We start from the raw sequence: 11965 nt of genomic DNA on the forward strand, positions 1-11965 counted from the left end.
AGAAAACACTTTAGGGCCAGTTAATTGTTGATGTTGTTTTATATTAAATCAATTACGCTTTATTCACTTCACGCACTTTTAAGTACTCTTCATAAGTACCACGGAAATCATTGATTTTACCATCGCGGATCTCAAGTACACGAGTTGCCAAAGAGGATACAAACTGACGATCGTGTGATACGAAGAACAAAGTGCCTTTGTAATTTTCAAGAGCTAAGTTTAACGATTCAATTGATTCCATATCCATGTGGTTGGTTGGTTCATCCATCAACAACATGTTTGGTCTGTGCATCATTAATTTACCTAGCAGCATACGACCTTGCTCACCACCAGATAGTACTTGAACGTCTTTTTTAATATCGTCTTGACCAAAGAGCATACGGCCTAAGAAACTACGAACGACTTGTTCATCTTCGCCTTCTTGACGCCATTGAGCCATCCAATCGAATACTTTCATATTCTGTGAGAATTCATATTCATGGTCTTGTGCATAGTACCCAATGTTTGAGTTTTCTGACCACTTGAACTCACCTGATTTAGGATCTAATCTTCCCGCTAGCGTATTCAGTAGGGTAGTTTTACCCACGCCGTTTTCACCGATAATGGCAACACGTTCACCGACTTCAAAAATAGCATTGAAGTTAGTGAATAAATCGTTTTCAAAACCTTGCGTTAACTCTTCCACAATCAATGCATTACGAAATAGTTCTTTCGATTGTTCAAAACGAATAAATGGATTTTGACGGCTAGACGCTTTAACTTCGTCTAGTTGAATTTTATCAATTTGTTTTGCACGAGATGTCGCTTGTTTTGCTTTAGAAGCATTGGCTGAGAAACGAGATACGAAAGTTTGCAGTTCTGCAATTTGTGCTTTTTTCTTCGCATTATCATTTAACAAACGCTCACGAGCTTGAGTCGATGCAAACATGTAATCATCGTAGTTACCAGGGTAAACACGTAGTTCACCGTAGTCGATATCGGCCATGTGTGTACATACTGAGTTCAAGAAGTGACGGTCATGCGATATTATGATCATAGTACAGTTACGTTGGTTTAGCGTATCTTCCAACCAGCGAATAGTATCCATATCCAAGTTGTTGGTTGGTTCATCAAGTAGCATGATATGTGGGTCAGCAAACAACACTTGAGAAAGAAGAACACGAAGTTTCCAGCCCGGTGCGATTTCGCTCATTGGACCCCAATGTTGCTCGGTTGGAATGCCCACAGAAAGCAGAAGATCACCTGCGCGCGATTCAGCGGTGTAACCATCCATTTCCGCAAATTCAACTTCAAGGTCGGCCACTTTCATGCCATCTTCTTCAGTCATTTCAGCTAAAGAATAAATACGGTCGCGTTCTTGTTTTACAGCCCAAAGCTCTTTATGACCCATAATGACAGTATCAAGTACTGAAAATTCTTCGTAAGCAAATTGATTTTGGCTTAGTTTTGCAACACGTTCATTTGGATCAACACTGACGTTACCACCAGATGGTTCAAGCTCACCACTTAGGATTTTCATGAATGTTGACTTACCGCAACCATTAGCACCAATTAAGCCATAACGGTTACCGTCACCAAATTTAACTGAGATGTTTTCAAATAATGGCTTAGCGCCAAATTGCATCGTGATGTTAGCTGAACTAATGATAGTGGAATTCCTCGAATTTGTTTTTATTTCAATTGGTTGCAATTTATCAACTCATGGTTCATAAATTGTCTTATCGATTATGTGGCGTATTATAGACGATATGAGCGGCATGTGATACCCGTCATGTTTTGAATTTTTATTGGTTCAGCACAGTAAGATAGTAAATAAAAAAACGCTTACCTTTGTAAAGATAAGCGCTGGATTCATAGAATAGAAAAATTACTTAATTAATGCCTTAAGAGCATGGAATTTTTCCCCATTTGAGATGTCGTTACCCATTTTTTTGGTGGCGATATCGTAAATATAAGCGACAGGTAAATTTGGAGAATTAGTAGCGGTAATGTACAGCTTGCTATCTTTTGTTAGATTGATCGTATCAATTTCGGTACCAACAAGAATTGGCGCTAGCAATTTATTACTATCTTTTCTATCGATAATGGATATTTGACGGGCTTCTTTGATCACTATGTAATCGTCATTGACCCAAAGGTAATTTTGCTGTCCGCCTTCGATTTGACCAGCTTTGCTATCAGTTTCGAAGCCTGTGTCTGAGTTAATAACGAAATCACTAGTTAAGGTTTTATTGATTGAACCTGTTTCTTGAATTGAATATAAACATTGTTTGTTTCCATCATTACAGGCTTTTTTATCAAAGAAATTACTTAAGATAAATGTAGGTAAATCTTTATTATTAAAAGAGTTTAATGTTGTTTCACCAATCCAGCCGCCAGAAAATGATTCATCCAGTTCCGCATTATCTTTTAATAACCCGGTATTTAATAAAGTTAAATCAGAATTATGGACAGTTAAAATTTGGCTAACTCCATTGAGGTTTTTTATTTTATTATCTAATCCGATCAGACCAGAAACTATACCTGAGTTGATTGCTGGTATTATTACTGTTTTACAAGTTATTTTTTGTTTATTGGTGAGCTTTTCGCTTTCGCAAATTTCTTGACTAAATGATGCTGTTGCCCCTTTATTTGTTTCAATAAGGACATCATTTAAATTTTCACTAGTCGATAGTAGTGTATCACCACTAATTTGATGGATACTTTTCGCTTTTTCAATCGTTTTATTTTCAATTAATTGTGCTAGGACTTCAGTGATAGATTCACTTGAACTTTCGCTTGTTATTTGTGTAATGGAATCAATAATAGATTCTGTATTCAACTCAAGGCTATTATAAAATTGTCCACGAGTATAATTTTTAAGGTTAAACGTCTCGCCATCTGAAAATACAAGTAAACCATCACTATTTTCCCCAACAAACTCAGGTAATTCTTTTTTATCTGAGATTAAGAAATAATCCCCAGTGTTAATGCTCCCATTTTCAGAGCCTGATGTTTGCACATAGTACCAAACAGGCTTGCGGTAGGTGTGGGTTATAGGCTCGTGTTGATCAACACTGTCGCCTAGATTTTGATATTGGTAAGTTGATTTATGGTTTTCCGTAACTTCAACTACAAACCCACCATCAGAAGTTGGTGTGAATTTATCCACGTCATAATTAGAAAGATCACCAAGTGGAGCACCGTTAGCATCAAAACCAATCAAATGGCTGCCTTGTCCATTTGATGTTTCAACACGGGCAAGACTTACGGCTTCTACTACTGATGTGAAGGCAAGTGTTTCTAATGGTTCATTGGGTGAGCTGTCACTTGAAGAGTCATAACAAGCTGAAAGGGATAAACAAAAAAAGGTGGTGGTAAGAAGTTGTTTTATCATTATGAATCCTAAGTTGAATTGTGTATATATTCTACCACTTGAATGAATTTTGGCTAGTCAGCATTACTTAGTCATTATGGTTTAGTAAGTATGGTGAAATCATTACGGCAAGTCTGATTAAAGATCAGACAAAGCGCTAAATAGCAAATCTAGCGCTTTAGATGTTGTGTTTTAATTGCGATTAATTATAAGCTCGGGCAAAAGTTCCGGTACTTTCGACTTGGTATTGGTGGGTACTCAATGGAATGAAAGCTGATTGACCTTTGGTAATACAAAGCATATTGCCAGATTGATGGCGTAATGTGACATCTTGATCGATAGCGAAAATAATTTCAGCGCTCTCACAGGTGATGTTGCTATCTCCGTGATAAACACTGAATTTAAAATCGTCAACTGGAATAGGGTAATGCTTAGCATTGTCTTTAATAATTGGTGTGAGTAAGAGATCTTCACTTGGTTTTGGTTCACATAAAGTATTAGCGACCAATTCTGGGACATCAATATATTTGGGGGTTAAGCCCGCGCGAAGAACATTATCTGAATTTGCCATAATTTCTAGCCCTGTGCCTTTTAAGTATGCATGTGGTGTGCAAGCATAAAGAAACATCGCTTCTCCAGGTCGGAGCGTAATGACATGCAGCATTAGTGGCGCAAATAAACCGACATCACCCGGATATTGCTCGGCCAATTCAAGAATTAATGCAGCAGTGGTACATTGCGTATTTTTTTCTACATGCGCCATTAGCTCGTTAAGTGCAGAGGTTTTACGACTGCCTTCAAGTGACAAAATAGCTTCAAAAAATGCGCTTAATCCTTCAGGTGTTTGGTTTGCTTTAAGCGCAGCAACGTCTTGTTGTAATACTTCAATGCCAATCTTTTCAAAAGGTTTAATGATAGCGGAATAATCACGAAAGCCATTCATTGCTTGATAAGTGGTTAAAGCATAAACAAGCTCAGGTTTGTGGTTTGGATCTTTGTAATTACGGTTAGCCGCTTTAATGTCAATTCCTGCTTTGTTTTCTTTATCAAAACCAATTTCAGAGGCTTGTTTACTTGGGTGAACTTGAATTGATAACGCTTGCGCCGCCGCCAATACTTTAAATAAGTAAGGAAGTTCATTAAATGTTTGAGTCGTTTCTTCTCCTAAAATAGTATTTTTATTCTGGTTGATGAGGTCATCCAAGCGGGTTGATTTTCCGTCTAATTCAATGTGGGAGCAACCATTTGGGTGAGCGCCCATCCAAATTTCAGCTTGTGGTTTATGGTTTGGATTCGGGATATCAAAAAGCTGATTGATGGAGGTTGTGCTTCCCCATGCATAGTCTTGAATTACATTTTGCATAAGGAAAAAAGGGGGAAGTTGTTTCATGAGAAAACCTTACTTTTCGGTTGAGTGTTGTTAATTTGATAAATGCTTTAATCAGATAATTGTTTTAATAGAATAACAATTTTAATTGGATGAATTTAAAATTATACGCTAGCTAAAAAACTAGAATGAGCAGATAACGGGAATCATTATCTGCTCATTTTTACATTGATGCTTTATCTAGCGTCAATATGTTATGCAGCTACTGCTTTTAAAGCGCGATTTTTGCGCATTTTTTTTAAAGTTACACACACAATAGCGGTTACGATTGCCCCTGTCGCCATACAGATTAATGCCATGACGGGTTTATTCATTGCGCCGAGTAAAGCAACTACGGGGCCACCGTGAGCAACACTATTGGTGATGCCAAAGGAGAACGCCATAACGGCACCAACCATTGAGCCAATAACGTTAGCAGGAATAACCGATAATGGATCTTGCGCCGCAAATGGAATAGCGCCTTCAGAAATACCCACTAAACCCATTGCGCCGGCTGCTTTGCCCGTTTCGATTTCACTTGCTTCAAATATATCTAGTTTGCGACCAATCACGGTGGCGAAAGCCATGCCAAGTGGAGCAATTGGAATCGCAACGGCCATCGCGCCCATAAATTGAGTTTGACCATTTGCAATCATACCGACAGAGAATAGGAATGCCACTTTATTAAATGGACCACCCATATCAAAGCCCGCCATGCCGCCAAGGACAATACCAAGCAGAACTACGTTACCAGTGCTCATTTCAGTTAGAACGGCGTTTAACCACTGCATCAGATCTGCAATTGGTGCGCCAATAACAAAGATGAATAGTGAAGCAATAAAGACAGTACCTAAGATTGGCGCAATCATTATAGGTACAAGTGGGGCAACCATTTTGTGGTAATCACGTGTTGCGATAAAGCGTACAAAATAGCCAACTAAGAGACCGGCGATAATAGCGCCAATAAAACCAGTACCTGCATCCGCATCGTAGAAAGAACCATTGTTCGCAATCCAACCCCCAATAAAACCAGGTGCAAGTGCGGCGCGATCACCGATAGCAAAAGCAATGTAGCCAGCCAGAATAGGGATCATTAGAGTAAAGGCTACGACACCCACATTGAGAACTTGGTTCCACAAGCTGCCTTCAGGTATTTGCATGCCATTTGGCGTTGGCTGCCCACCAAGTGCAAGCGATAGGGCAATCATCAAACCACCAGTTACTACAAATGGGATCATATGTGATACACCATTCATCAAGTAACGATAAAGATTTGAACGACCAGAGGTTGCAGCGGATTTATCGTCTTTTGAATGGCTTGCATCTGCTTGATAAGGCGATGCATCTAATGCTTGTTGGATAACGCCTTTACCATTACTGATAGGGGCTTTCACACTGGTTTGGACTAATTTCTTACCGTTAAATCGCGTCATGTCTACTTGTTTGTCACAGCTAACAATAACTGCAACTGCACGTTCAATTTCTTCTGCGGTAGGTGCATTTTTCACACCAATTGAACCATTGGTTTCGACTTTAATCTTGTAACCCATCTCGGCGGCCGCTTTTTCTAAGCCTTCGGCGGCTAAGTAAGTATGGGCAATACCAGCAGGGCAACCCGTTACGCCAATAAGAAAGCCTTTATCTGCCACTACGGTGTTCTCGACTTCTTTCTTCTGCAGTAAAAGATCAAGTGCAGCTTTTGGTGATTCAGCTTGCATGAAGGCTTGAATAAAACCATCTTCGATTAATTTAGAAGACAGCTCTGCTAATACTTCAATGTGATGATCAGCGCCGCCATCTGGTGATGCGATCATGAAAAATAGTGTAGAAGCTTCTCCATCTTCTGCGCCATACTCAATCCCATTTCGGCTGATACCAATTGCTACAGCAGGTTGAGCTACTGCGGCACTTTTTGCATGTGGTATCGCTATGCCTTCTTCAAACCCTGTGTTTCCAATCTCTTCACGAGCATAAATATCTTGTAAGAATTGGTCACGGTTATTAAGTTTGCCTTGAGCATCTAATACATCAACCATTTCATTAAAGACTTCATCTTTAGTAGTGGCTTTTAGATTCAAGCGGATCAGGTTTTCATTAATCAGCTGTGTAATCATTATCGTACCTATATATGTATTGTTATTTTAAGTTATAGGTTAATTGTTGGATATTTTGTTGTTTTAAAATAGTGTACATTGAAACCATTTACTGGATTATTGTAACCTAAGTTGTGCTTTGTGACCGCGATCACTTAGGTTGTCATCTGGTCGATATATTCAGTAATTACTAGAGACCACAATAGTTAATAGAGAGTTAAAGATACTTAACTATTTAAAATTAAAGTGGAAAATCGTAATGACTCAAGTTTTTATTAATGTTTTAGAAGGTGTGTTATCAGAAAGGGAGTATTTTAATCGAGTCTGGTTTGCCAGTGATCACACCACGCCGCCACCTTTTAGCTATCAGGTGAACTTTCCTCGTATGGAGTTTGTTATCAAGGGGGAATATATTAATAAAATTGAAGACCCTGAATTTGGTATTACTGAAGTTAAAGTACTACCGGGCGATATTTTATATATACCGCCCAATAGTTGGAATAAGCCTGAATGGGACACGGATTGTAGTGTGTTGAGCCTGTTATTTGGTAAGAGACAATTAGGCTTTAGTTTGGTGGAAAAACGCAAAAATGAAGCGACATTTTTTGATGTCCAAAAGCACAGTGTGCAGACGCGTACAGGCCACGCTTTAGACCATATTTTGAATGGGTTAAATACTCTAGCCAAAGAAAAGACTCAACATCCTACCGGTGGACATTTATTGATGGCTTTGATGAGTTATTGCCATGGCATGTTGTTGTCGCCAGAAAGCTCAACTCAAGGTCGTAGTGAAGATTTATACCAAGGCATTTGCATTTATATCCAAGAAAATTTTCATCGTGATATTACTCGCGACAGTATTGCCAGTCGTTTTAATGTCAGTCCAAACCATCTGTCACGCTTATTTCGCCAACAAGGCCATATGCGGTTAGCCGATTACATTACGTGGGTGAGATTAGAGCGGGCGAAGTTTATGTTAACCCGTTATACCTTTAGATTGAGTGAAGTGGCATTGCGTTGTGGCTTTAATGATGTGAATTATTTTTATCGAGTATTTAAAAATAAGTTAGGTCGAACACCAAGTGAATTTAGAGCTATGCACGGTGGGTGATTGGTTGTACAGAGCGGTATAATTGTTCTTAAAGATCAATATGATTGGTATTATTTGGGTATCATCAAACTTTTGGCATCATTAAACAAGTCAAAATGGCATGTAATTCATTGGAGGTATGATGCTCGCTAACAAATTGGTTCACCTCTAATGAAAGTAAACTGACCGCCAAATGACGAACTGCGTACATAGTATTTTTGCTGCTTTCTTTGGGTAGTAATAAAGCAATAATGTGGGTGACGGGACCATGAGATGATTGCCAATCAATAGGGTTATTAGAGGTTAGGCAAATTAGTTGAGGTTGATTGACATACTCGGTCATTATATGTGGGAGAGCAATACCGCCTTTCATTCCAGTGGACGATGATTGTTCACGCCGATTGAGCTGTTCCGCTATGACTTTATAATTTTCAATTGATGAAATTTTAGCAACTTGTTGGAGAATATAAGCTTTTTCTGCTGCTGATTCATTTTCAGAAGGGTGCATTAATCGATAAAGGCGAATGAAAGCATCAAATTGTTTTTGAATCGTGACATGGTGAAATTCAAAATGACTGAGATGTAAATGTTGTGTGTCCTGGCTGGTTGGCGTGATCCTTTTATCCAGTAAAAAACAATCTTTGTGAAGATAGATTCGAAGTATGGCGGCGTAGCTTGCCGCATGTTCACCAGTGAGAACGATCTGGCATAAATCAAAAGGTTGAAATGCAAAGGTTAACGCGCTCAAATATTTTTGAACATTAACTCGTTGTAAAGTTTGTACTTTAATTAATTCAGCATAGCCTTTAAATCCTCGAACTTGGTGATGGACACCTTTAATTAACCAAGCCGGTAATCCAGCTTGGCCTAAATAGAAGGTAACTCGTACCGTTGACATTATAATGAACTAACTTGATTTAAGAGATAGCGTTAAGCATCGTTTGATCACACTATCTGGATTGGTTAGTACATCTTCAATGGTTGAATTGAGCACAAGGCATTGCTCGAATCGTTCGGCTTGTTCAATCATAATATCAGAGGCAATGAGCGCAATATCCGCTTTGCTAATATCTTGGTAGCTAAGCTTGTTTTCAATACCCATTGCACCTTGGGTTTCTACTTGTATGTTAACGCTCAAATTCGCGGCGGATTTTACTAATGCTTCAGCTGCCATATAAGTATGGGCGATGCCCGTTGGACATGCGGTTACTGCCACAATCTTCACGTGGTTTCCTTTTCCATTAATGTTTGTTTAATGAGTTTTTTGATTAATGTAGAGTTAATCATTTGATGTTTAGAACGAACTTTTCAATCACTTGTGCGACACCACTATTATTATTGGTGTCGGTGATATAGTCGGCAATTGCTTTGGTTTCTTCGGTCGCATTTCCCATTGCAACACCCAAGCCTGCATAAGTTAGCATGTGGTGATCATTACCAGCATCACCCATTGTGATGACTTCTTCTCGTTTAATGCCTAAATGTTGAGCTAAGCATTCAACACCAGCACCTTTATCACTTGTTTTGTGCATAAATTCTAAAAAGAAAGGTGAGCTGCGAACGATAGTATATTTTTCATTAAGCATGGCTGGCAGTTGCTCAATTGCTTTGGTTAATAATGGCTCTTCTTCAACCATCATTACTTTCAAGATAGCTTCGTCATCGCTTAATTCAGAGAAAGGTATTTCGGTTAATGAAATATTATTGATATTGCATTCATGGGTGGTGTATTTGTTATTTTTAGGCGTAATTAAACCATCTTTTAATGAAAATGCGTGCACGTTAACACTTAATTTTTCCGCCCAATCTGCAATTAATTTGGCATCAGAACCGGTTAGGATCTCTTGACGAATCGCCGTTTTACTTGCTGCCGTTTGTACCATTGAGCCGTTGTAGCTGATCACGTAATCATCATCCGTGTTCATTTCTAGTTGATCTAAAGCTGAAAGCATACCAGCCAAAGGGCGACCAGAAGCCAATACGACTTTTACGCCCATTGCACGAGCTTGGGTGATCGCTTGTTTATTGTGCGAGGTAATTTGGTGGTCAGTGTTGAGTAAGGTTCCATCCATATCAATTGCGATCAATTTGTACATGCTTTTTCCCATTAATTTTTCCTATCAACTAGGAGTGAACAATAAAAACTAATGGCATCTTAACGACATGGCTTTCAGTACACAAATGTTAAAGTGAAACATAAATGGAAATAATACTTAATGAGTTGATTGCCGGTCGCTAGGTAAAAATCAGTTGTTTCCATTCGCCATTGTCATGACCCTTTTTAAAATACGTCGGATTAACAATGGGATTTTATCGATACCATGTTCCTCACAGTATTCAACGATACCAAGTGCAACATCAGGTTTAGCATATTTTTTAAGTACTCGATTAATGACTTTTTTAGTGGGTACTTGCTGGTTTTCAGGGATATTAATCATACCCCGAAAGAACTTTTCAAAACCATTATGATAGAGGTAATTTTCAATGTCTTTATCGGGTAATTCAGTTAAACGATGCTTATCCATATCTTGCCCAAGTTGAGTTCGAACGGCGGTCGCGTATTTTTTCCCTGCCGCATCACCATCGGTCACCACGTGCCAATCAATATTTAAAGCTTTAGCGACTTTAATTAATGATTTGAGTCCAGATTGAGCAAACTCTACCAATTGAATGCCTTCACTGGGAAAGTGATAACCACAAATTTTAGCGAGTTCATTGAATAACCAAACTTCTGTTTCACCTTCCACTAATAGCCAGCAGCGAGCAAACAAGGCATTCGGTCGATGGAATCGAATGTGAAAACTAATGCGACGTAACTCATCTTGGCTTAATAAATGCTCAGGGATAGACAGGGCGAGGGTTCGATCCGACTGTCTTATTAAACGTCGGATAGAAGAAAAAGGAACGGCGCTGAGCAAAATACCGCTATTGGTCGTAACAATTTTTTGCATAGGGATCATTTGTAGTAATTCCCACGATTTTAATAAATTAGTGGGGTGTAAACGGCCTTCTGGATCTTCTAAAATCAATATTGGTCGCGCTGATTGACTGATCTCTGCGGCTCCTTTCGCCTGAAGATAAGCGTTAAGCAACCCCATTAGCAGCAGTTTACTTTGATGATTTTTATTACTTTTTAATAATTGAATCAGGTTGTCTTTGTCGTTTTCAGTGGATGATGTATTGCCTGTAAACAAGTTAGATCTTGCTTCTCGTGTATTGTTTTTAGGTTGTGATTGAAATGAAAAATAGTGCTCTATTAAGTGTTGCATAGCATTTAAGGTACTTTTTAACTCCGCTTTATTCACATGCCCAGGCATTGCTGATAAACGCCGATAAGTATTATTCACTCGGCGCTCAATCTTTTCTTTTTGGTTATTCGAGTCGGGAGTAATGTTTTCACTGTGTTGATGTAAACGTCTTGCATCTCGTAAACGAATAACAGGATGCAGTCGGCTAAGCTCTAAAGCTAACTGCTCACAATCGTGAATTGCCAGTGGCGTCCCTGTCCAGTCGAGAAATTGGTAATGCGTGCTGACTTTATGTTCATTACGTATGGCACTGATTTGAAAGATAACGCGTTTAGAGTCATCTTGACCATCACTATGGCTGTTTATCCAAATCGGTTTTAAACGACGATATCTGGCGCTTCTGTGTTCCGTTTTATTTTGTGCTCGCCATTGTGTCACAATTTGAATTTGTTGTGTTTGGGGTTGGGATAAAGCGTAATTGACGTGAAAATCTTGGATTTGGAAAGAGTAGGGCTGACCATTATGTGGCAGTGCAATGCAAAGCGCATCTAAGAGCGATGATTTACCCCAAGTGTTTTCGCCTAATAGTGTTGTGATTTCATCAAAATCAAGCGATAGGCGCTGAATGCCTCTAAACCCGACAATCTCAATTCGTTCTAATTGCATCTAAGACTCTCACATTGTGATCGATTTACTTAGATTATAGGAATGTCTTGGACTAAGCGTTTGTTTTGTTCTCAAATTTGAAATAGTCATAGAGTTGTCATGATTGAAGCTTTATGATGGTAAAGAATTAAAGAAAATAAATGATTA

Annotated in this window: 9 protein-coding genes; 1 reads left to right on the plus strand and 8 read right to left on the minus strand. The window is 38.9% G+C overall.

Going from position 1 to position 11965, the window contains the following annotated elements:
* Positions 1–52: 52 nt before the first annotated feature.
* The 4 genes from HC725_RS09495 to HC725_RS09510 form a co-directional block, all read right to left on the minus strand.
* Positions 53–1648: an ABC-F family ATPase gene (locus HC725_RS09495; RefSeq protein ID WP_190331653.1), complete on the minus strand. Its 1596-nt coding sequence runs from the start codon at positions 1646–1648 to the stop codon at positions 53–55.
* Between the two features lie 219 nt (positions 1649–1867).
* Complete coding sequence (locus tag HC725_RS09500) at positions 1868–3376, minus strand: hypothetical protein (RefSeq protein WP_190331584.1); 1509 nt, start codon at positions 3374–3376, stop codon at positions 1868–1870.
* A 181-nt stretch (positions 3377–3557) separates the two neighbouring features.
* Complete coding sequence (gene manA / locus HC725_RS09505; RefSeq protein WP_238928474.1) at positions 3558–4745, minus strand: mannose-6-phosphate isomerase, class I; 1188 nt, start codon at positions 4743–4745, stop codon at positions 3558–3560.
* A gap of 191 nt (positions 4746–4936) precedes the next feature.
* A complete protein-coding gene (locus HC725_RS09510) occupies positions 4937–6835 on the minus strand; it encodes a PTS fructose transporter subunit IIABC (RefSeq protein WP_190331585.1) in 1899 nt (632 codons plus the stop codon).
* Positions 6836–7073: 238 nt separating this feature from the next.
* Here HC725_RS09510 and HC725_RS09515 point away from each other — a divergent pair, with 238 nt between their 5' ends.
* Positions 7074–7925, plus strand: a complete 852-nt coding sequence (locus tag HC725_RS09515) for a helix-turn-helix transcriptional regulator (protein ID WP_190331586.1) — start codon at positions 7074–7076, stop codon at positions 7923–7925.
* 64 nt (positions 7926–7989) lie between these two features.
* On the opposite strand, the gene HC725_RS09520 is transcribed toward HC725_RS09515, so the two are convergent.
* From HC725_RS09520 to HC725_RS09535, 4 genes are all read right to left on the minus strand, one after another.
* Entirely contained in the window at positions 7990–8802 is an 813-nt protein-coding gene (locus tag HC725_RS09520; RefSeq protein WP_190331587.1) for a PTS sugar transporter subunit IIA, read from the minus strand.
* A 9-nt stretch (positions 8803–8811) separates the two neighbouring features.
* Positions 8812–9129 carry a fructose PTS transporter subunit IIB gene (locus HC725_RS09525; RefSeq protein ID WP_190331588.1) on the minus strand — a complete coding sequence of 106 codons (318 nt, stop codon included), beginning with the start codon at positions 9127–9129 and terminating at the stop codon, positions 8812–8814.
* A 58-nt stretch (positions 9130–9187) separates the two neighbouring features.
* A complete protein-coding gene (yidA, locus tag HC725_RS09530; protein ID WP_190331589.1) occupies positions 9188–10000 on the minus strand; it encodes a sugar-phosphatase in 813 nt (270 codons plus the stop codon).
* Positions 10001–10150: 150 nt separating this feature from the next.
* A complete protein-coding gene (locus tag HC725_RS09535; RefSeq protein ID WP_190331590.1) occupies positions 10151–11818 on the minus strand; it encodes a DUF2813 domain-containing protein in 1668 nt (555 codons plus the stop codon).
* Positions 11819–11965: the final 147 nt, after the last annotated feature.

Source organism: Vibrio sp. S17_S38 (assembly GCF_014694375.1).
GTDB lineage: Bacteria > Pseudomonadota > Gammaproteobacteria > Enterobacterales > Vibrionaceae > Vibrio.

Bases quoted from the DNA above. Each gene is read 5' to 3' on its own strand.
- HC725_RS09500 (WP_190331584.1), bottom strand. From the start codon at position 3,376: ATGATAAAACAACTTCTTACCACCACCTTTTTTTGTTTATCCCTTTCA.
- manA (WP_238928474.1), bottom strand. From the start codon at position 4,745: ATGAAACAACTTCCCCCTTTTTTCCTTATGCAAAATGTAATTCAAGAC.
- HC725_RS09510 (WP_190331585.1), bottom strand. From the start codon at position 6,835: ATGATTACACAGCTGATTAATGAAAACCTGATCCGCTTGAATCTAAAA.
- HC725_RS09515 (WP_190331586.1), top strand. From the start codon at position 7,074: ATGACTCAAGTTTTTATTAATGTTTTAGAAGGTGTGTTATCAGAAAGG.
- HC725_RS09520 (WP_190331587.1), bottom strand. From the start codon at position 8,802: ATGTCAACGGTACGAGTTACCTTCTATTTAGGCCAAGCTGGATTACCG.
- yidA (WP_190331589.1), bottom strand. From the start codon at position 10,000: ATGTACAAATTGATCGCAATTGATATGGATGGAACCTTACTCAACACT.
- HC725_RS09535 (WP_190331590.1), bottom strand. From the start codon at position 11,818: ATGCAATTAGAACGAATTGAGATTGTCGGGTTTAGAGGCATTCAGCGC.